The 20,556-nt window shown below is 43.7% G+C and carries 19 protein-coding genes; 3 read left to right on the top strand and 16 right to left on the bottom strand.

Annotation, left to right across the window (positions count from 1 at the left end):
* Entirely contained in the window at nucleotides 1-1,503 is a 1,503-nt protein-coding gene (xylB, locus tag GB992_RS00435; protein ID WP_161000751.1) for a xylulokinase, read from the top strand.
* Between the two features lie 176 nt (nucleotides 1,504-1,679).
* Here xylB and GB992_RS00440 read toward each other — a convergent pair whose 3' ends face one another.
* From GB992_RS00440 to GB992_RS00485, 10 genes are all read right to left on the bottom strand, one after another.
* On the bottom strand, nucleotides 1,680-2,483 hold the full coding sequence (locus GB992_RS00440; protein WP_161000752.1) for a MetQ/NlpA family ABC transporter substrate-binding protein: 804 nt from the start codon (nucleotides 2,481-2,483) through the stop codon (nucleotides 1,680-1,682).
* A 443-nt stretch (nucleotides 2,484-2,926) separates the two neighbouring features.
* Nucleotides 2,927-4,291 carry an MFS transporter gene (locus GB992_RS00445; RefSeq protein WP_161000753.1) on the bottom strand — a complete coding sequence of 455 codons (1,365 nt, stop codon included), beginning with the start codon at nucleotides 4,289-4,291 and terminating at the stop codon, nucleotides 2,927-2,929.
* Complete coding sequence (locus tag GB992_RS00450; protein WP_161000754.1) at nucleotides 4,284-4,832, bottom strand: PadR family transcriptional regulator; 549 nt, start codon at nucleotides 4,830-4,832, stop codon at nucleotides 4,284-4,286. The genes GB992_RS00445 and GB992_RS00450 overlap by 8 nt, the downstream gene beginning before the upstream one ends.
* A gap of 113 nt (nucleotides 4,833-4,945) precedes the next feature.
* Nucleotides 4,946-5,533 carry a DJ-1/PfpI family protein gene (locus GB992_RS00455; RefSeq protein ID WP_161000755.1) on the bottom strand — a complete coding sequence of 196 codons (588 nt, stop codon included), beginning with the start codon at nucleotides 5,531-5,533 and terminating at the stop codon, nucleotides 4,946-4,948.
* A 74-nt stretch (nucleotides 5,534-5,607) separates the two neighbouring features.
* Nucleotides 5,608-5,997: a hypothetical protein gene (locus GB992_RS00460; protein WP_161000756.1), complete on the bottom strand. Its 390-nt coding sequence runs from the start codon at nucleotides 5,995-5,997 to the stop codon at nucleotides 5,608-5,610.
* An 11-nt stretch (nucleotides 5,998-6,008) separates the two neighbouring features.
* Complete coding sequence (locus tag GB992_RS00465) at nucleotides 6,009-6,587, bottom strand: NAD(P)H-dependent oxidoreductase (RefSeq protein ID WP_161000757.1); 579 nt, start codon at nucleotides 6,585-6,587, stop codon at nucleotides 6,009-6,011.
* Nucleotides 6,577-7,176, bottom strand: coding sequence for a TetR/AcrR family transcriptional regulator (locus GB992_RS00470; protein WP_161000758.1), 600 nt, complete (start codon nucleotides 7,174-7,176; stop codon nucleotides 6,577-6,579). The genes GB992_RS00465 and GB992_RS00470 overlap by 11 nt, the downstream gene beginning before the upstream one ends.
* A 130-nt stretch (nucleotides 7,177-7,306) precedes the next feature.
* The gene (brnQ, locus tag GB992_RS00475; protein WP_161000759.1) at nucleotides 7,307-8,677 is read right to left on the bottom strand and encodes a branched-chain amino acid transport system II carrier protein; all 1,371 of its coding nucleotides are present in this window, start codon (nucleotides 8,675-8,677) and stop codon (nucleotides 7,307-7,309) included.
* A gap of 623 nt (nucleotides 8,678-9,300) precedes the next feature.
* A complete protein-coding gene (locus GB992_RS00480; RefSeq protein ID WP_161000760.1) occupies nucleotides 9,301-10,881 on the bottom strand; it encodes an MFS transporter in 1,581 nt (526 codons plus the stop codon).
* Nucleotides 10,865-11,407, bottom strand: coding sequence for a PadR family transcriptional regulator (locus GB992_RS00485; RefSeq protein WP_161000761.1), 543 nt, complete (start codon nucleotides 11,405-11,407; stop codon nucleotides 10,865-10,867). Before GB992_RS00485 ends, GB992_RS00480 begins: the two co-directional genes overlap by 17 nt.
* A gap of 173 nt (nucleotides 11,408-11,580) precedes the next feature.
* Between GB992_RS00485 and GB992_RS00490 the strand changes: the two genes are divergently transcribed.
* Together GB992_RS00490 and GB992_RS00495 are read left to right on the top strand one after the other, a co-directional pair.
* Nucleotides 11,581-12,042 carry an NUDIX hydrolase gene (locus tag GB992_RS00490; protein WP_161000762.1) on the top strand — a complete coding sequence of 154 codons (462 nt, stop codon included), beginning with the start codon at nucleotides 11,581-11,583 and terminating at the stop codon, nucleotides 12,040-12,042.
* A 19-nt stretch (nucleotides 12,043-12,061) separates the two neighbouring features.
* Complete coding sequence (locus tag GB992_RS00495) at nucleotides 12,062-12,736, top strand: hypothetical protein (RefSeq protein ID WP_161000763.1); 675 nt, start codon at nucleotides 12,062-12,064, stop codon at nucleotides 12,734-12,736.
* A gap of 91 nt (nucleotides 12,737-12,827) precedes the next feature.
* On the opposite strand, the gene GB992_RS00500 is transcribed toward GB992_RS00495, so the two are convergent.
* The 6 genes from GB992_RS00500 to ulaA all read right to left on the bottom strand — a co-directional run bounded on the left by GB992_RS00500 (nucleotide 12,828) and on the right by ulaA (nucleotide 20,416).
* Nucleotides 12,828-13,655, bottom strand: a complete 828-nt coding sequence (locus GB992_RS00500) for a histidine phosphatase family protein (protein WP_161000764.1) — start codon at nucleotides 13,653-13,655, stop codon at nucleotides 12,828-12,830.
* Between the two features lie 122 nt (nucleotides 13,656-13,777).
* Entirely contained in the window at nucleotides 13,778-14,818 is a 1,041-nt protein-coding gene (locus GB992_RS00505; protein WP_161000765.1) for a zinc-dependent alcohol dehydrogenase family protein, read from the bottom strand.
* A 16-nt stretch (nucleotides 14,819-14,834) separates the two neighbouring features.
* A complete protein-coding gene (locus tag GB992_RS00510; protein ID WP_161000766.1) occupies nucleotides 14,835-15,440 on the bottom strand; it encodes an NAD(P)H-binding protein in 606 nt (201 codons plus the stop codon).
* 69 nt (nucleotides 15,441-15,509) lie between these two features.
* Complete coding sequence (locus GB992_RS00515; protein ID WP_161000767.1) at nucleotides 15,510-16,775, bottom strand: MFS transporter; 1,266 nt, start codon at nucleotides 16,773-16,775, stop codon at nucleotides 15,510-15,512.
* A 218-nt stretch (nucleotides 16,776-16,993) separates the two neighbouring features.
* Nucleotides 16,994-18,979, bottom strand: a complete 1,986-nt coding sequence (tkt, locus tag GB992_RS00520; protein ID WP_161000768.1) for a transketolase — start codon at nucleotides 18,977-18,979, stop codon at nucleotides 16,994-16,996.
* A 60-nt stretch (nucleotides 18,980-19,039) separates the two neighbouring features.
* Entirely contained in the window at nucleotides 19,040-20,416 is a 1,377-nt protein-coding gene (gene ulaA / locus GB992_RS00525) for a PTS ascorbate transporter subunit IIC (protein WP_017261379.1), read from the bottom strand.
* Nucleotides 20,417-20,556: the final 140 nt, after the last annotated feature.

Below are 20,556 nucleotides of genomic sequence, written 5' to 3' on the forward strand. Positions count from 1 at the left end.
ATGAGTTATGTATTGGGCATTGATCTTGGCACCAGCGCTGTCAAGGTTTCAGCCGTTAATCAGGAAGGTGTGATTGTTGCTCAGCAATCATTTGATTATCCACTCAACCAACCACATCCTGGATACAGTGAACAAAATCCTGAAGACTGGGTATCTGGGACTACTGTTGCCATTGTAAATTTAATCTTGAAAGATCATCTCAAACCAGAAGACATTGAAGGCATCAGTTATTCCGGTCAAATGCACGGCCTCGTCCTGCTTGACGAAAATCATCAAATACTGCGGCCTGCAATCTTGTGGAATGACACCCGCGCAGCAAAACAGCGTCATGAAATTACAGACGTTTTGGGTGATCGTTTTGAAACAATCACTAAGAATCAACCTTTAGAAGGGTTCACGCTACCCAAGTTACTGTGGGTCAAAGAAAATGAGCCAGAAATTTATAAACAGATTGCTACGGTTTTGCTTCCCAAAGATTATGTTCGTTTTAGAATGACTGGCAAGTTAGCTATTGACTACTCTGATGCCACTGGAACGGTCATGCTTGACGTTAACGAAGGCACTTGGAGCAAAGAAATCCTGAATGCATTAAACATCGACATCGATTTATGCCCGCCGTTAATTAATTCCACGGATTTCGTCGGCAATATTACGAGCAGTTACGCATCCTTCTCTGGTCTATCTACTAGCACTAAAGTCTTCGGAGGTGCAGCAGATAACGCTGCAGGCGCGATTGGCGCCGGTATTGTTGATGACAAACAAGTTATGGTAAGCATTGGGACCTCGGGCGTTGTTCTGAAGACGGAACCTAAAACAAGCAATTACCGTGGTGTGCTTCAATTTGAAGATCATGGGATCACTGACCAATACTATTCCATGGGCGTTACCCTAGCCGCGGGTTACAGTCTTGGCTGGTTCAAACGAACTTTTCTTCCAGACCATTCTTTTGATGAGCTCACTAGTCTGGCCGCCGAGAGACCAATCGGCGCAAACGGGCTTATCTTTACACCATACATTGTAGGAGAGCGAGCACCCTACGCAGATGCCGATATTCGCGGCAGTTTTATTGGCGTAGATGGTGTTCAGACTCAAGGCGACTTTATCCGATCAGTGCTGGAGGGAATCACTTATTCTTTTAAAGATATTTTGCAAATTTATCAGAACAACCATCGTACGTTTTCACAGGTTGTCTCTATTGGTGGTGGCGCCAAAAGTTCGTTTTGGCTGCAACTACAGGCAGATATTTTTAATGCACCAGTCACCAGCCTTGTTAATGAACAGGGTCCTGGATTAGGAGCTGCTATGATTGCCGCCATGGGATTGGGTTGGTATTCTGACTGGAAAACTTGTGTCGCAAAGTTTGTTCAATACGGTAAAATATATCAGCCGCAACCGGAGCATGTCGCACAATATGAGCAATTTTACGCTGTCTACCATCAAGTTTACGAGGCAACGGCATCTCTAAGCCATCAGCTGTTGCAATTACGTCGTCGAAACAGTTAGTCGGTGTGACTAACCTTACACTCGTGCACGCATGACCATTGATTCATGTTACACGTGGAACATTTATTAACTGCCTAGACATTAAATACCCCTGAATGAATCTCGAATTGGATTCATCCAGGGGTATTTTTGTGTCTGATGAAATTCTCAAATGGCTCGCTAATTTGGCGTTAATTCTACCAAGCCGGTAAGGTATTTCCTTTGTAGTACTTCTTCAAATTCTGCTTGGTTGCCTCCGTCTGATAGGCCTTCACGATCTTTTTGTACGTTGCGTTGTTCTTATCCTTCTTCAAGGTTGAAACAACATTGATGTACTGACCACCTGTCTTTAAGTGTTCAGCATACAGAGCATCCTTAAGTGACAGCTTAGCAGCCGAAGCGTAGTTACCATTGACGACTGCAGCATCAGCACTGGATAGAGAACGCGCCGTTTGTGCCGCGTCAACAGTTGTAAACTTTAAGCCCAATCGATTCTCAGTGACGTCCTTAGTAGTTGGCAAGCTAGCCTTGTTCAGCTTGATAAAGCCAGCCCGTTTTAAAAGCACTAATGCTCGCGTTTCGTTAGCCGCGTCATTCGGAATCGCAATCTGCGCACCACGTTTGATTTCTGACAATTTCTTCAACTTATTAGAATACAGCGCTAATGGTTGAAAATAAGTATTCCCAATAGCAACGATGTTAGTGTGATGTGCTTTGTTCCACGCATCTTGGAAGTTTAAACTTTGAAACGCATTAATGTCTACGCTGTGGTCTGACAGGGCCGCATTCGGCTGAGTATAGTCGGTAAAGTTCACAATCTTTAAGGTAATGTGATCCTTCTTCTCAGTCTCTTTGCCAACGGCTTTCCAAATGGCTGCGTCTTGGTCGCCCACAACACCGACCTTCACGGTTTTATTGCTGCCCTTTCCACAACCTGCTAATGTCAACGCCAATCCAAACGTAATGCCTAACGCTGCTAATAAACGTCCCGTTTTTTTCATATTAAACCTCTCCCTATCAAATCAAATTCACGACGGTCAACTAAACAAACAACTGGCCACATTTACATCGAGCACAAAATAAGCGCTCCCTAAGTCCATCAACTTAAGAAGCGCTCGCACACGATACCATTCTTGTTTCACCAAGACTTACATCTTGATGCTTACTAGCCATTTTCATGGCGTGCACAATAATGAGTGCCGGTCATTGCCACCTTGCCTTGCGGTTCAGTGACACCAATCACAGGCCATTTTCATATTGTGCCCTGCGACCTCGTTTCAGCTAAAGAGGCTCTCTAAGCGCTGGCAATCAACATTACTTTCCTGATCAATTCGTTTTGTTGTTTGATTGACAAAAATATACGCCCGTTACCATTAAAAGTCAGTGAGAAAAATTGAAGAATTAAAACAACAAAATCGATCTATTGAAAGCAAGCCGTTTGAAACTAAATCGTACTTTCACCGATATTTCGGCTGACCGTCGTTAACTCAAACATTGGCCACAACATGAGCAAACCTAAGAAAACAAAACCAAACTGATAAGCGTGTCCCAATGTCATTGTTTGACTGAGAACGGAGACAATCACCGTAATCAAGGACACCCCTAAACCTTGCGCTAACGTCATAATCACAGCCGTTAGCGTGTTCGCACTGTTACGTTCGGCTAATGGGACATCGGCAAATGTCAACCCATTGTATGCAGTTAACGCTAAAGAACGCCCAACACCGGAAACAAACGCCAACAACGCGATTATCCATGACCATGTTGATGTCGTAATCAGTGCCAAACAAAACGAACTGATCATCACCATCAAGAAGGCGCTAAAGAGTGCGCCACGATATTTTAGCGTTTTGATAATCACTGTCGTGAAGGGTTTAATGCCAATATTTCCCAGAAAAATAAAAATCACAAAGCCTGATGCTTTAACCGGTGACCACTGAAAAATCGTTTGCAAATAGACCGTCATTAAGTATGGCATGGCCCCGACTGATAACCACAAAACGCTATCGCCCGTTTGTGTGAACCGAAATGATTCAATTCGTAGTGACGAAACGGAAAACAAAGGGTTTTCGACTTTGCGTAAGTGAAAGTAGGAAAAGACTAACATCCCCGCGCCAATGATCACCATCAGTGCTGCTAATAGCCATTCCGAACGACCATGAGTCGCTATTTCTGCCCCAGCTAAAATTAATCCTGATGCAATCGCAATCTCGATAAAACCGATAACGTCAAACTGGCGATATTCTGTTGTTTGAGCATCTTGCTCAATCAGAAAAAGCCCAATCAAGATAATAATAATTCCCATCGGTAAATTGATCAGAAAAATCCAGCGCCAGTTCCACCATGTCACAATCAAACCACCGATTAACGGAGCAATCGCTGGCGCAATCAAGGCCGGCCATACTAAGTAACTCGTCATTCGCAACAATTGTGACGGGATCGTCTTTTCCAACACGATCAGTCGAGCCGTTGGTGTCATCATTGCGCCTGACATCCCCTGGATCACCCGCATCCCCAGCAGAATGGTAAACGTAGGTGCCAACGCACTGCCCAGCGAGCTCAGCGTAAATAAGCCAACGGCCAATAGCCACATGCGTTTCTTGCCAAATCGATCAGCGAGCCAACCACTTAACGGAATAAAAATCGCAACGGTAATTAGGTAAATACTCACTAGCAGTGCGACGGTGGCTGATCCAGTCCGAAAATATCTCGCCATACTCGGCAACGCCGTGGTGACAATCGTCCCATCCATGATTTCCATGAAGAGGCTTGCCGCCATTAATAACGCAATTTTGATTTCTTTAGTCATTCGATTGAAAGCCCCCGTTCTTCGCCAATGCTTTTTTAAAGTCTTGAATCCACTGCTGTGTTACCTGCGCTTGGCGGAGACGTAACTGCATCTTCTGTGACGCATACCAGTGATCTTTGTGCTCGTGCTTCTTTAGGTGTTCCAACTCCGTTTGACAGTCATTCACAATGGCGACTTGCTCGTTCATATACTGATCCAGCAATCCCTGCTGATCGGTTAAAGGCAAATGCTGCATTGAATCCAGCTTGATTTGAAAAATATCATCTGTGTGAGCGCCCTCAGGAACTGGCGCATACATTAATTCCAAGAATCGCGCTTCACCCTTCTTGGTGATAGCTGCCAATTTTGTCGATCGTTTGTCGTCACCTTGAACCGTTAGCGTGATGTAACCTTCTTTTTCCAAACGTTCGAACAGCGGATAAATAACACCAAAGCTAATCTTGCGGTGACGACCAAGTGAAACCTGCATTGACTGACGCAAACGATAGGCAGTTTTGGAATTCTCCATCAGTTCACCCAAAATATATAATTCATTCATCATTTTAGAATTTGCCGCCCTTTTATATCTTTTAGATGTAAATATTGTATATCTAAAAGATATAAAAAGCAAATAAAAAAACGGCCACTGTTGTGTGTCCGCATGGTTCAACATCATTATTGATAAGGGTTGCCATACTTTGTCGTATAAGCATAAAAACCAAGTTTATGTAACTCGACGCCCATCGCAATCTCTTTTTCTGAGCAACCAATCATTTTAAGAACCCGTTCCGTAAAGTCTAATGCGGCAGTCCCGTTGGCAGTAACGAGATTTCTATCGCTGACAACTTGAACGTTTTGAAAATCAGTCGGGTTTTTATAGTCCACATCGTCTTTCCACAAATATTGGGCATTCCCAGTATGTTTAAATCCTGTTAACAAACCAGTTCTCGCTAGAAAATCAACGGCTCCACAGATGGCTCCAACTGGCATTTTGTTTGCTAAACGGTGCGAAACAAGCTGATAAAGTGCCTCATCGTTAATACTCCAAGAATTGCCGCCTATTAGAACCAATAAATCAATGTGCTTAGGGACATCAGAAATCAGATCATCGATTTGGGTTGTAAACCCACCGATAGATTTAACTACAGGCTTTACTGATGCCGTCCTAACCTGCCAATCTTTCTTCTGATTTAATTGACTGGAAAGATAGGCTCCCTCCCAATCAGCATATTGATTCAAAAGGACAAACTCTGCTATTTTCATAAATAAACTCCCATTTTCCCGAATATATGTTCGCATTTATAGTGTACACCTTTTAGGAGATTATTCGAGCCAGGCTAGACCGTCCTTGCTACTAACTGATCATAAGCTTCCTTCAATTCAGACTTATCTGTTTTACCAACAGCCGTCTTGTTGGCAGTCACTAAAAACAGTTCACTGGCCTCCAAGAGTTCACTGACTTGCTGATTGCCAATCAGTGTTAGTACAAAGACATAGATCCTCATTGTATGAATAGCGCTCAGTGAATCACCATCGCTAACGCTGTCAGTCAATCCGTTAACTTGACGAATCACATCCAGGCTTAAACGTGCCATGGCTGTCTTAGCCCTGTAAATGCTCTGTTTGGCCGCCCGTCGTCGTTCAAAAAAGTTGAAAAGTAATGTCGTGAGCACCGCCGCAAACGTCGCTGCACCCGTAAACCAATCCGCTAAAGATCCAATTTGCATTAAGATCACCCTCAAATTTGATTCACAATCTGTTTTAAAAACGCTTGTCGTTGACTAAAATGGCTGTTCGTAATGCCACCACAATTGGTCCAATGCCGCTGCTTGATGCCCAGCTGTTTAAGCGTTGCTCCCATAAAAACACGCTTAATTGCGTTCCCGGAAAACAACTTCAAATACCAGGTTGGTGACGTAGACGTCGTTAAAACATCGGCCCGTTTGATATTCGTCATCCGACCCTTAACGCCTCGAGGAGTGTTGACGTAAGCAAACTGAGGCTTCATAACTTTATCAAAGAAACCTTTCAACATACCCGGGAGGTCGTTCCACCAAATCGGCGTAATGATAATAAGATTCGTACTACTCCGCAACACCGTTTGATATTTAGTGACTAGTGGATCCGTGGTGTCACCATCTTTAAATTTGGCCAGTTCGGCTACAGAATAACGTGGATCAAATTGATCTTTATACAGGTCAATAACGTCATACACTTCACCTAACTGATCTAACTTTTCTTGAACCGCCATCAACACCTGATGATTAAAGCTTTTATCATACGGATGGCAATAAACAACTGTTGTTTTACTTTGCATCGTTAACGCCCCCGTTTTTCACAATATCATCAATCATACTGTCCACAACAGCCTCATCGTAAATTAGTGCACCGTTAACGATGAGTTGTGCGTAGCCAAAGATGAAAGACCACAGTTTGGTAAACAACAAGTCACTCTCTTCGGTCAGATGATAGTCCTGTTTTAACCCTGCGACTTCCTGACTCATATAACGTAAAAAGGGTTCCTCAGTATTAGTGAAAAAATTCTGCTGCCGATACTCGGCCAGTGCCCTAGGACTAAAGAAAAGAAACGCCACTGCATGCGGTCTTGTACCTGCCCAAGACACAATCATTTTCCCTAGTTTTGCAATAATCTCCCTGTGTTCCTTGGGATTAAGTTGCGCCACACTTTGAATAGCTTCGGTTTCAAACTGACGTGAGACCTCTTGTAAGGCTGCATCCAACAAATCATCTTTTGATTTGAAATGCTTATACACTGCCGATGGCGCAATACCAACGGTCTTAGCCGCCGTCCGTAAAGATAGCAGGTGAAAGTCGTTCTCACCGACAAACTTAACAGCATACTCAACAATTCGCTGACGTGTATCCGTTGTCCTCAAATCTGCCACATCTATCATTTCCTTTGAATTTTGATTTTAGGATAACACCGTTCACCTAAATTGGCAATAAAAAGCGAACTTCGTCCTAACTCTCGTCAGACAGTAAAGTTCGCTTCGTTAATTCACTGTAAGTGCAACACTATTTAACCGAATTTTGCTTTGGCTCTCGTTGCAAGGCGACTAATCCCAGACCGACAATTAAACCGATAAGCATAAACGGTAAGAAATCCAGGCCATCTTTGAACAAGGGAAAGAACTGTTGGGCAAAATGATTGCAGGCTTTAACCACCGTCAATTTGGCAAACACTGGTGGCAAAGCGTGAATAAAATCAAAGATTGCCGGAATTAGGACTAGATAAATCGTCGTCCGATAAATTGTGACATTCTGATGAATCAGCGGCTGCAAGATTCCCAGCACAATCAGACTAATCGCCAATGGATACAACAACATTAATAATGGCGTTGAGAAGGCAATAATCTGTGTTAAGCCGATATTGGCAATCAGAAAGGCTCCCACCGTCGTCCCCAGCAAAAACGTTCGGTACTGAACACGCGGAAAACGACGACTGAGATCTTGCGCCAGTGATGTGATGAGCCCGATGGCGGTGGTCAGGCAGGCTAGCAATGTCAGTGCGGCTAATAAGGCCGTCCCAATTAGCCCGGTATAATGTTCCATAATCTGACCAAAGGCTAGCCCACCGTTAGCACTCATTGATGTGTAGCGAAGGCTAACGGCCCCCAACATAATCAAGAAGGTATAAATAATAGTTTCCAGTGACATCGAAAAGAGCCCAATTTTGGCGATAGCCCGTGACTGGTCGCCTTCATTGTGAACACCCATATACTTGAGCGCATTCACAATTGTGACACCAAAACCAAGTCCAGCCAGCGCATCCATGGTGTTATAGCCTTGTAAGAATCCGTTTGTCAGACCACCAATTGAGTTTGCCACCCCAACAAATGGCACATGTGTTAAATCACCCTTGATGACTAACGCCCAGAAGAAGATGAAAGTTAACAATAGCAGAAATAATGGATTGAGCAGTTTGCCAACATAGAGCGTAATTTTCTGCTGATTACTGGCTAAAAGGAACGTTGCTAAGAAGAATAAAAACGAAAAGATGGCTAAACTAATTGTTTCAGTCCCTTTTGGAATAAATGGCACCACACCGATTTCAAACGTAACCGTCGCCGTCCGGGGTGAGGCAATCAACAGTCCCAAACTAGCATGAGTTGTTAACAGGAAAAAAGATGCGAATCGTCTACTCACTGGCCTAGCAAGATCATACATGCTATCGCTACGTGTCACACTGATGGCAATAATCGCCAGCAATGGCAATAAAATTGCAGAGAGTAGAAAGCCAATCGTGGCTGTAATCCATCCTTTACCGGCTAGTTGACCCAAGTGAATCGGAAAAATTAAATTGCCGGCACCAAAGAATAAACCGAATAATAGTGATCCTAAGACGTAGTAATCACGTCTTGTTAAATGTTTTTCTCGTTGATCCATATGGTCAACCTCGCTTTCTGTGATTGGTACTTTGGGGTGAGAACTTGTGCTTTTGGAATGGATACTTTTACATAGCTATAACGTGCTCCCAACTCCTGAAAAAGGGTTGGTCACACTCAACATTTTATAAACGTGCACCTGACGCTCAGAAGTCTGCGCATAACCCGAAGTCGATGACCCACAAGCAAACTACGCTTGCACGTCATCGACCTCACGTTATTGCTCGACTTCTCCCGAGCTTCGGCATCACTCTAAATAAAAAAAGCGCCCCTGCAACATCTCTGTTGCCAAGGGCGCGAACGCGGTACCACCTTGCATCGTTACACTGTCACCAGCATAATCTCATAAACTGCAGCCATCAACCGGCTAGAGTTTGGTGACGATAATGGGCACCACCCCACTGAATTTCAATTTAAAATTCAAAAGCTCACAGGTTACTTTCACAAGTATTGTGTCACCCATTCTCATCATCTAGGGCTCGCTTCAAACACATTTTGCTTGTTACTCCTCTGCTTCATAACTCGTTTAATCTATTGTTAGCTATTTTAAATAATTGATGAGAAATGTCAATAGATTTTAATCTGAAGCAATGCAAAATGTATTTCCCGGGAAATGTCACAGCACTATTTTTGTGCATGATGTGGTTCCTTAATCATAAATCCTGCGGCAACCGCACCCACAACAACTAGGGTAATAGCCGTCATAAGAACGCCTTTGTACCCTTGATTAAACGCGCTGAACACTGCTTTGTTCATTTGTCGTAGAACTTCCGGACCGTTTGCATAATGTTCGGTGAATCTCTTTGCGCTTTCAACAACAGTATGGCCGGCCATTGGTCCCGCTTGGTGAAGGCCTTTCGTTATTCCCGTCACTGCTTGTTGTGGTAACTGACTAATTGCCTTTATGTTTGTCGCAACTGTGGGGTCATAAATATGGCTCAAACGTAAACCATAAATAACCACTCCAAAACTGATCCCTAATTGTCGAAAGACATTCATCACCCCACTTGCCATACCAACCTGACTCATTTTTACACTATCCATCGCTGCCGAGGACAACGGTGGGTTCACAATTGCATTGCCGATGCCTAAAAGGGCAAAACCGGCCACAAAGTCGATATACATAACATTGAGGCTAACAGCATGATAAATAACCAAAAAGCCACAGCCAATTAATAACAGCCCACCACTGATCATCCAACGTTTTTGCCAACGACCGGATAACATACCCGCAATAGGACCCAAAATCATGCTAAAAATACTGATTGCTAATTGCCTAACCCCCGTTTGCATAGCAGAATATCCAAGGTAATCCGGCATCCAAATCGTCAGATACGTGAAGAAAGCATATAACCCGGCACCCAAACAGAAAGCAGCAATAATGGTGCCATCGAACGAAATTGATTTAAAAATGGTCAAGTCAATCATCGGACTCTTAAGGTGACGTTCCAGCAAAACAAAGCCAATTAGTAACACAATTCCCGCAATCAAATAACCGGCAACGTGCAAGTTTGACCAATGCCATGCTGAATGAGTCTTTTTTTGAACCAGGCCGAATACAAGACTAAACACCATTGCAATACTTATCAGCATGCCAATCCAGTCAATTGAACCCTGTCGATTACCGTAGCTTTCATCAACAAAGTAGATAGCACCTAACAATGCGATAACACCAATAGGCACATTGATCATAAAAATAGCACGCCAATTGAATAGCTGAATTAAGTACCCGCCAAGTAACGGCCCCATAGCGGTGGCGACCCCAATTACGGAACTCCAAATACCAAACGCCAGTCCGCGATCACGACCGACAAAAGTAGATGCCACAATCGTCATCGACAGCCCCATAATGCCTGCGCCACCAATTCCTTGAATCGTTCTGAATAAGTTAAGCTGTAACCCCGTTGTTGATAGTGCTGAGGCCAGTGATCCTAACGTGAAGATTGTTAATTCAATAAAGAAGATTCGTTTGCGTCCAAAAATATCGCCGAGTTTGGAAGCAACCAATAAGACAACAGCGTATGCCAGTGTATACGCATTGATGATCCATTGAACGTCACCAAACGACTCATTAAAGCTTTTTTGGATTGTTGGTAGCGCCACGTTAACGATCGTCACATCCAACAGTGACATAAATACCGCCACACACAGCGTTGCTAAACTGAGCCAACGGCGAGCGCCATTGGCATTAGTCTTTGTTTTCATTCTGTACCTCCTCAATTGTCGCCCTTGTCCATTCCAGTGCCGCCGTTGCTTGAACCTTAGTTAGTGCCATCAATCGAACAGCATCTTTAAAATCATCAGGTTCAATATTTGTCTGCTTCATGTATGCTTTGGCTTCAACAGTGTCCTTAATTTTATTCTCTAAGTAATGTTCAAAATCGTTCAAAATACTGAGTTGCAAGTCCGTTTCAATCTGATGAAAATTACGAAATTTAACTTCATACGTAAAATCAGTGTTTTGATTCAATGGAACTGGATCCGTCATGAGCTCTTCAAATCGCTCACGCCCTTGCTCCGTCAGTGTGGCATCCTTTTTGCCACGATTAGCGTCATCCTGACTATCTGTTAATGTAATAAATCCCCTAGCCTCCAGTCGATCCAATAATGGGTAGATCATGCCAAAACTAATTTTCCGTCGATTGCCAACAATTCGTTGTAGGACTGTACGTAGTCGATATCCCGTCATCGTTTTATCTGTGAGTTGTCCCAAAACAAATAATTCGTACATCGTGATACCTCCATATATCAGTTTGATATGTAATTCGTGAAATTATCATATATCAGACTGATGCATTCGTCAATGCTAAACTTAAACCCATTTTTTATAGTTAATCACTTCCATCCTCGGCAACACACTTGTACGATAGTTTTAAAACCTCCGACTCGAAAGATAATGGGCTAATGATTTTAAAGGACTACACAAAGATAACTGATCCATCACAATATCCGGACAACCTGTTTTCCAGTGCGTTTGTCATCTGTCAACATCAGAGACGATACCTCATTGGTTTTAACAATTGGCGCAAACAGTGGGAAATTCCGGCTGGCAAGCGTGAACCTAAGGACGCGCCAACTGAACCAGTTTTACAAACGGCTATTCGCGAATTACGTGAGGAGACACACCAAATCGCACAACACTTAACGCTATGTGGGATAGCTACCATCTCCGATGAAGACAAAAATGAAAACAGAAATCGCGCTGTTTTTGCCGGTGACGTTCCACAACCAACGCCCTTTATTTTTCACAAAGGTGACGAAATGGATGAAATCCAGTTTGTGCCCAGTCAGTCCCTAAATACGATCAACATTGACCCCGTCGACTTGGCCATTGTGCGTCAGTTTGAAAAAAATTCTAAAATCTAACAAAAGGACTACTCGAAATATGGTTAAACAAGGAAAATACGCCGGCAGCAGTCGGCAAAAACAACTCCGCAATTTACGTCAACGAATCAGTAATAAAGGTCAGCACACGATCAACGAAACCGACTTAGTCGATTTTTTGCTTGTTCGTTGGCACTTGACTCAACACAATCAGACTCAGTTGGTTGAACAGACAACAGAACACTTCCTGCGCACCTGGATTGAGCAGGCACAACATGAAAAAAATCAGGTTTGGAACTTGGCTACCATTACGGTCAACACGTTGAAAGTCTTCGCTATTCAGGTGCCATGGCAATTCTATGCAATCATTAATCATGAATGGTCACACCTGCAACGTTTCTTGGTTAAAGAGGTGCCTGCCGTGCCATTGAAGGACCAACTCCTTACAGACAACCAAATGTCCACGAACGATTGGCAAACGGCGCTCAGCACTCAATTAACCGTTAATAGCTTTCTGTTAATGTTCCAAGGCAATCAACAACAGCTCAGTCGTGTATCCGACCAGCAAATCGAACAATTACGCAGTAGTTTTCTGACTGAAAATAGTCTCAACTGGCAGGCCGTTGCCACGGTTTTTCAACCGCTCAAATACACCATCCCTGCAGACGCAGATGAAGATAGCGTTCAATGGCTGACGGAGTTAGATGTGCTCACTCCCAATGCACTTCAAAAATAGTGTTCTCAAAAAAGCTCTGCGCAGGCCCACCATGTTTGGCAGCCTGTGCAGAGCTTTTCGCGGTTTCTAAATTAATTTCATTATGTGCTGATTACTTGCTGGCCTTAGCCCCTTTGTTAACATAGCTAAGTGTGCCAATGGGGCCAGATACTTGAAGCTTACCATTTTTATAGACCAGTTTAGTAACAGCTGCATTCTTCAATGGTTTGCCATCATACTTTTTACTCATCGTGGACAAGTATTCATTAATCGACATCCCTGAACTAACAACCAGCACGTTACCACCGCCATCTTTCGAGGTAGTCTTAGCGATATGGTTCAGTTCTGTCGTCATTCGTTGCTGAACCTCTTTAGCGCTTTCGGCACGGTCAGCCTTTACCAACTTGGTATCCTGACTGTTTTGGGTGTCGAGCTTGTGATATGCATTCTGCAGTTTATTCCAGTAATCTTTACCCGTTTTCTGCATAAATTCGTCACCGCTCTTGTATCCGTAAACGCCGGCAATCTTGTTATTGTCAGCGGCAATACTGTCACCTTCAAAACTACCGTAACCACCTTCGCGCAAATCCTTATTTTGGTTAACGGAAACGTGCTTGTTGCCCGAGTACTTCAACACTTCTTGTGCCGTAACTTCCTGACGCGTCAAATCTCCAGTGTAGGCAGACTTAAATTTGGTATTCTTCAAACCACGACCGAGGTTATCCGCAACCTTCACCCCATTGCTCGTCAACGGGAAGTTACTCCAACCTTGTACACGCAGCATAACGTTCGCCGTCGTTTCACCATGACGTGTCAGGTAAATCGTAACTGTTTTATTGCTGGCCGCTTGCGCTGACTCACTAGCTACGTTGGCAATACCAAACGTGCCTAAAGCTGTTATAGTGCCTAGAATAAGTGCAAATTTCTTCTTAAATGACATGTAAAAATCCCCTCAGTTAAGTGTTTTAGAAACCGCTTACATAAGCATATCAAATAAAAACGGTGAGTTCTTCGTTTATTAGAGAACTCGCCGATTTTATTAGGAAATATTCATAATGTAAATTATTGACTCACTATGAGTAATGACTTGATAGCTTCACGTTTATCCATTGCAACATATGCATCCGCAATATGATCTAAATCAAACCGCTTGGTAAACACCTTACCCGGATGAATATCACCCTTCAACACTGCATCCAAGAGAATGTTCCGGTCATCAGTCGTCACTGAAGCGATCCCACCACGGAGACCAATGTTTTTCCAGAATAGGTTATTGGTGTTCATATCCGCTTTTTGAGGCACACCAACACGACCAACAACGGCTCCTGGACGGGCAACTTTAACTGCTGTGTCAACGGATTGTTCTGTTCCGACACATTCTAAAACGGCATCGGCGCCGGCCCCATCTGTCAGGGATATCACGGCCTTCACTGCATCATCCCCACGCTCTGCAACGATATCTGTTGCACCAAACGCCTTGGCCAATTTCTGACGATCTTCATGACGACTCATCGCAATAATCCGTTTGGCACCTCGCAACTTAGCAGCAATGACACCACATAGACCAACCGCACCGTCACCCATGACAACGACGGTATCATCCTTCTTAACCTCAGCAGACGCCGCAGCGTGATAGCCTGTGGCCATAACGTCGGCCAGTGTCAACAGATCGTTCAATTGGTCGTCTGTATAATCTGATGGCTGTCCAGGCACCTTAATCAGCGCCCAGTTAGCATTCTTAAACCGTAAATATTCACCCTGATAGCCGACCACTTCATCGTCACTTGGATTCAAACAATCACCATCAAAGCCAGCTAAACAAGCTGCACAGTGACCACAACCATGTGTGAACGGTGCGATGACAACGTCACCAGGTTTGACGTCAGTCACCTCGCTACCAACTGATTCTACGATACCAATAGCTTCATGACCGACTGGCGTATTCTTTGGTCGGTCAGAAATACCACGATACCACCATAAATCGGAACCACAAACACAGGCTCGGACGATTTTCAAAATAGCATCCGTTGGCTGTTTAATCTCTGGCTTAGGTAATTCTTGTGCTTCAACTTTACCTGGTTCTACAAAGACTGCTGTTTTCATTACTAATGTCCTCCAATTATTTTCTGTTAATACCGAGGCTATCACGTGACCCATACGCAGGATCATGCACGAGATGCACCACTAAGTCAGCGATGCTTTCACGTGAAACATCATGACCGCCAAACGGTTCGCCTTTCTTCGTCACTTGATAGTCTGTATTGTCCCCATTATCAAACCATCCCGGGCGAATCACCGTATAGTTCAGATCAGATGCCTCAATAATATCGGCAGCATCCCGATATGTTTGCAACATCGGATTATGTTCAAGGTTACCGTCTGCGCTGACGCTAGCTGGGATCTCATTGTAGATTCCCATCGACGTAATGAATAATAAGCGGCCAACATTGGCACGATCCATCGCTGACACAATTGCCGTTGCCATTTCTGGCAGATTGCCACTTAAAGCAGCGAATACAACATCCTGATTTTGAAGTGCATCGTTCAAGATTTGAGTGTCAGTCACATTTCCCTGAATTGCTCGTTCCCGTTGGTCATTCAGTTTGCCTAATCGGCCGACATTCCGTGCCATTAACGTTAATTGATCGTCTGTGTGTTCCAAGAAATATTGACGTGTCACCTGACCAATTGAACCGGTAGCGCCGATAATAAGTACGTTTGCCATTTAATTTACCTCCTGTTCCACGTGTAACAATTTTTACTTTACAACCTTACAGTAGCTTGAAGGCAACACTTATTTTTGCTTTTCTGGCAAAATCAAGAAAATCGCTGCCAATAACGAAATCAGCAATAAACCTGCGCCAATTAAAATAGCATAGTGAAATCCTATTACCTGATTTTTAAACAGACCTTGAACGCTAACCAAAATTGACAATCCGACAGACCCACCAATTTGATGCATCACGTTGACAACACCGGACGCCGCACCAGCGTCCCTTACATCAGTGTGTGCCACACCCGCAGCAGTAAACGGACTGAGCGAAAGCCCTTGTCCAATATCAATTACCAGCATTGGTAAGGCGATGCCGATCGTTAGTAAACGCCCATTACCAAACTTCGCCGTCAAACGTGCCACTTGTAACGCCACAATAAAGTTAACAATCGTCAATGGAAAGAAAGCGACACCGGCCATTAACGCACTAAAACCTAATTGTCTTTGCATCAGTTGCGGTGTAATAAACCAAAAGCCAAGCATGGAGCCCAAATATAAGAAACGTCCTAAGTAAGCGCCAATACGTTCACGATTCTTAAACAACCGTAACGGCATAATCGGCTGGCTTGTTCGATATTCTTGGTAAGCGAAAATTGCCAGCAGCACAATTGCTAGTATGAGCGCAGATAGCTTTCCCCAAGTACCAACAATGCTGTACACCAATGCGCTCATTCCAAATAAAGAACTTAATGTGCCAATCCAATCCAGCTTTCCAGATCGGCCACCATCCTTTTGCAAATGACGAACAGATAAGTAGTACATCCACATACTGATAGGCACGTTGATGAAAAAACCAACACGCCATGTCAGCAGGCTTGCAAACACACCGCCAATAACTAAGCTAACACTCGCACCAATTCCGGCCATAGCACCATAATATGCAATGGCACGTACACGTGCAGGGCCTTCATAAGTATCCATCAAAATAGCCAAGGTCGTCGGTGCAAGAATGGCCGAGCCAATTCCTTGAAAGGCTCTGGATGCGATAATCATCGGTGCATTAACTGATAATCCAACTAGTAGCGAACCTATTCCAAAGATAACCAGACCAATTTGAAATACACGTCGCCGGCCAAACAAATCCCCTGCCCGACCGTCAAGTAGCAAAAATCCACCAAACGTTAACGAGTAGGCGCTACTGACCCAAGATAAAGTTTGCTGATTTAACTGTAAATCTTGAGCAATTTTAACAGTTCCCGTAAAAATAATTGAATTATCGAGCAAGATCATAAAATAACTCATCAAAATAACTAATAGTATCCAATCAAATCTTTTCTTTGTTGCCATGTTGTCCTCCTGTTGTTATGCAATGTTTGAAAGCTTAGACCTTCATCTGCACTTCAACGCAACAAGAAAATTTTCTTTTTTTGGCGAATCGCCATTCAATAAAAAAAACTGCTAACCACTACCCTCATTAGGTAATCAATTAGCAGTTCCATTTTTAATCTTTCACAGTCCTGTATTCTTAAAACCGGTCAATAGACCAAGGTATGCTTAAAAATCAGCTATTTATCGTTAGCCTTCCATAACTGTTCAAAAGTCTTAATAATCGTGTCAGTTGTAAATCCATACTTAGCAACAACTTCTGGTCCTTTACCACTTGCGCCAAAGCGGTCAACACTCACGTTGGCGCCGCGAGTCCCCGTGAAGGCACCCCATCCAAACGAAGACGCCATTTCAATGGATATACGTAGCTGGACATCTCTAGGTAAGACGGATTCTTGATACTCGGCCGATTGCTGTTTGAAAATATCCATACTTGGCATCGAAACAACGGACACATCATATGAGCGATCACGTAATGTTTGCTGTGCTTCTATCGCTAGAGCCACTTCTGAACCAGTAGCAATTAAAATGCCATCGGGTGTTTGACTCTTGGCGGGTGAAATCACGTACGCACCCTTTGACACTTTGTCAGCGTCTGCCCCTTCAAGCAGTGGTGTGGCCTGTCGCGTCAAGACAAGTACGCTGGGCCGATCAGTCGTCTGGGCAATAGTCTGCCAAGCGCCCAATGTTTCGTTTGCATCTGCTGGACGAATCACATTAACGTTTGGAATACTTCGCAAAGCGGCTAACTGTTCAATCGGTTCATGAGTTGGCCCATCTTCACCTACAGCCAGTGAATCATGCGTGAAGATGAAGGTTGATGGTATTTGCTGGATAGCGGCCAAACGAACGGCTGCCTTTAGATAGTCGCTAAAGACGAAGAACGTACTGCCAAACACGCGCGTACCACCATGCAACGTAATACCGTTAACTGCTGCCGCCATGCCAAACTCACGCACACCAAAGTAGATATTGCGACCCTTTGGCGTTAATGGTGTAAAGGCCTCGTCAGCTTTCAAACTTGTCTTATTGGATGAAGACAAATCAGCGGCTCCGCCCCAGAAATTGTCATTCTCTGCAGCAATCTGTTGCATCAAATCAGCATTAACCACCCGAGTTGCTGTTGGCGTCTTATACGTGTCATAGTCCAGCGAAACACTCGCTAAATCCAGTTTATTGTCCAAATATTTCTTAGCAACATCTGGAAATTTCGTTTGGTAGTCAGCAAACATGCTTTGCCAATTCTTGTAACCGCGTTGCTTTTCATCCACGGCTGTACTGTAAGTATCATAAATGTCATCACTAATCTCAAACGGAGCAGCAGACCAGCCATAAAATTCACGCATCTTGGCAACATTTTCTTCACCTAGCGCAGAGCCGTGAACCTTATTCGTCCCCGCTTCAGGCGTACCATAACCAATAATTGTTTTGACTTCGATTAAGGTTGGCCGATCGTTTTGCTGAGCTTGTTTAATTGCAGCGTAGATGTCATCCAAATTATTGCCATCCAAAACACGTTCATAGTCCCACTTAGCTGCTTTAAAACGCGCACTGACCTCATCGTTAGCACTTAACGATAGTGGACCATCTAATGACACATCGTTTGAATCATAAAGCACAATCAACTTATTTAGGCGCTTATCACCAGCAATGTTAATCGCTTCGTGACTGATGCCTTCCATCAGGTCACCATCACCAACAAGCGCATACGTGTAATGGTCAAACACGTTGTATCCTGGTCGGTTCACCATGGCTGCCAAATGTTTTTCCGCCATGGCCATCCCAACGGCCATTCCCAATCCCTGTCCAAGAGGACCGGTTGTCGCATCGATACCTGGTGTTTCAGTTACCTCTGGATGTCCAGGCGTTAGCGACCCTAACTGACGAAATTGTTTTAAATCGTCAGTTGTTAAGCCAAAGTGATTAAGATGCAGCAAACTGTAAAGCAATGCGGAGCCATGACCGGCACTCAATACAAAGCGGTCACGATTAAGCCACTTAGGATCTTCGGGATTGAAATTCATCAATTTTTCCCATAAAACATAGGCCATCGGTGCAGCATCGATTGGCAAACCTGGGTGTCCACTGTTAGCCTTTTGAATCATGTCCACACTCAGAAAACGGATTGCATTAACGGCAGCGGTATCTTTTTCAGTAAATGTCATTTCTCTTTTATCTTCCTTTCAAAAATGACCCGGTAGAATAACTTGACCGGGTCAAAAACACTATTTTGTTGCTTCTGCCTTCGAGTTTGCCTTATCGCGTCCATTTAAAATCAGACTAATCAAAACAACAATTACTAAGAAGCCTAGTATTCCAGCCACAACGGCGACCGTGCCCAAGTTTCCAAGGTTTCCAAGTAAGATACCAGGAACTAGGTAGTCAGTGTCAGCAAACGTTGAAGCCGCCAGTTTTAACGTGCCCAAGACAGGCAAGATGAGAAGTGGTAACCAACTAATCAATAAACTGTTGACCGCTGAACCGATAATCGCACCACGACGGCCACCCGTCGCGTTCCCGTAAATTGCTGCCGCAGCGCCACAGAAGAAGTGACCCACAACCCCAGGAATAATAACCGTGGTTTTCAAAGCAATCATGATAAACATGCTAATTGTGCCGACGATGAAACTGGTGAAAAAGCCAATTAACACAGCGTTAGGCGCATATGGAAAAATGATTGGAACATCCAAAGCAGGTTTAGAATTAGGCACAAGTTTTGTCGCGATACCTTGAAAGGCGGGTACAATTTCGGCCAAAATCATGCGAACACCTTGAAGAACAACGACGAACCCAGCGGCAAAAGTACCTGCTTGAACCAGTGCATAAACCAAGTAATTAGTACCAGCACTGAGTTTTGTTTCAACAAAATGAGGTCCCGCAACAATTGCTAAAATAATATAAACAATTCCCATTAATAATGTGATTGATACGGTTGAATCACGTAAGAAACTCAATCCTTTAGGCATTTCAATGTCTTCAGTACTGTTTTTCTTATTACCAAACCATTTACCCATCAAACCAGCAGTTGCGTAACCAATGTTACCCGTATGACCCATGGCAACCTCGTCCCCACCAGTGATTTGACGCATAAATGGTTGACACAAAGCCGGTGTCACAGTGAGTAATGTTCCTTCGAAAATTCCACCAAGAATAATGGTCTGCCAACCAGTACCAAGTTTGGCACTAATTAAAATAACTGCCGTTAAACACGAAACGTATAACATTGCTTGACCAGTTAAGAAAATATACTTAAACCGAGTGAAACGGGCTAGTAGGATATTGACAATCATCCCCACCAACATAATTAATGCTGTCGTCGTACCATACTTAACCAATGCAATGGCGACAACCGCTTCATTACTTGGCACGACACCTTGAACATGTAAGGCAAACTGGAACATTTTGGCAAACGGCGTTAATGAGTTACTTAAGATCCCAGCACCACCGATTAAGACAAGGAAGCCGGCAAACGTTTTAATCGTTCCTTGAACAACCTCAGTCGCCTTTTTCTTTTGTAGGAGCAGTCCCAACATAGCGATCAAGGCAACTAAAATAGCTGGTTGAGTCGCAATGGAGACAAATAAGTTCAATACACTTTTCATCTTTTTTGTCCTTTACGAATTAATCGTGAGTAATGTTTTCGTTATGGCAAATTCTATAATTAATCCGAACAGAAATTAAAAAGCCCAAAGCAATCACTTACAATGGTAGTAGCTAATTCCAACCAATATAGGGAGTGATT

The sequence above is a fragment of the Furfurilactobacillus milii genome (assembly GCF_009863985.1).
Lineage (GTDB): Bacteria > Bacillota > Bacilli > Lactobacillales > Lactobacillaceae > Furfurilactobacillus > Furfurilactobacillus milii_A.

Excerpts from the sequence above, each read along its gene's own strand:
- GB992_RS00480 (WP_161000760.1), bottom strand. The coding sequence starts at position 10,881 with ATGAAAACAAAGACTAATGCCAATGGCGCTCGCCGTTGGCTCAGTTTA.
- GB992_RS00455 (WP_161000755.1), bottom strand. The coding sequence starts at position 5,533 with ATGAAAATAGCAGAGTTTGTCCTTTTGAATCAATATGCTGATTGGGAG.
- GB992_RS00510 (WP_161000766.1), bottom strand. The coding sequence starts at position 15,440 with ATGGCAAACGTACTTATTATCGGCGCTACCGGTTCAATTGGTCAGGTG.
- GB992_RS00460 (WP_161000756.1), bottom strand. The coding sequence starts at position 5,997 with ATGCAAATTGGATCTTTAGCGGATTGGTTTACGGGTGCAGCGACGTTT.
- GB992_RS00490 (WP_161000762.1), top strand. The coding sequence starts at position 11,581 with ATGATTTTAAAGGACTACACAAAGATAACTGATCCATCACAATATCCG.
- GB992_RS00450 (WP_161000754.1), bottom strand. The coding sequence starts at position 4,832 with ATGATGAATGAATTATATATTTTGGGTGAACTGATGGAGAATTCCAAA.
- brnQ (WP_161000759.1), bottom strand. The coding sequence starts at position 8,677 with ATGGATCAACGAGAAAAACATTTAACAAGACGTGATTACTACGTCTTA.
- GB992_RS00495 (WP_161000763.1), top strand. The coding sequence starts at position 12,062 with ATGGTTAAACAAGGAAAATACGCCGGCAGCAGTCGGCAAAAACAACTC.
- ulaA (WP_017261379.1), bottom strand. The coding sequence starts at position 20,416 with ATGAAAAGTGTATTGAACTTATTTGTCTCCATTGCGACTCAACCAGCT.
- GB992_RS00445 (WP_161000753.1), bottom strand. The coding sequence starts at position 4,291 with ATGACTAAAGAAATCAAAATTGCGTTATTAATGGCGGCAAGCCTCTTC.
- xylB (WP_161000751.1), top strand. The coding sequence starts at position 1 with ATGAGTTATGTATTGGGCATTGATCTTGGCACCAGCGCTGTCAAGGTT.
- GB992_RS00505 (WP_161000765.1), bottom strand. The coding sequence starts at position 14,818 with ATGAAAACAGCAGTCTTTGTAGAACCAGGTAAAGTTGAAGCACAAGAA.
- GB992_RS00465 (WP_161000757.1), bottom strand. The coding sequence starts at position 6,587 with ATGCAAAGTAAAACAACAGTTGTTTATTGCCATCCGTATGATAAAAGC.
- tkt (WP_161000768.1), bottom strand. The coding sequence starts at position 18,979 with ATGACATTTACTGAAAAAGATACCGCTGCCGTTAATGCAATCCGTTTT.
- GB992_RS00515 (WP_161000767.1), bottom strand. The coding sequence starts at position 16,775 with ATGGCAACAAAGAAAAGATTTGATTGGATACTATTAGTTATTTTGATG.
- GB992_RS00500 (WP_161000764.1), bottom strand. The coding sequence starts at position 13,655 with ATGTCATTTAAGAAGAAATTTGCACTTATTCTAGGCACTATAACAGCT.
- GB992_RS00440 (WP_161000752.1), bottom strand. The coding sequence starts at position 2,483 with ATGAAAAAAACGGGACGTTTATTAGCAGCGTTAGGCATTACGTTTGGA.
- GB992_RS00485 (WP_161000761.1), bottom strand. The coding sequence starts at position 11,407 with ATGTACGAATTATTTGTTTTGGGACAACTCACAGATAAAACGATGACG.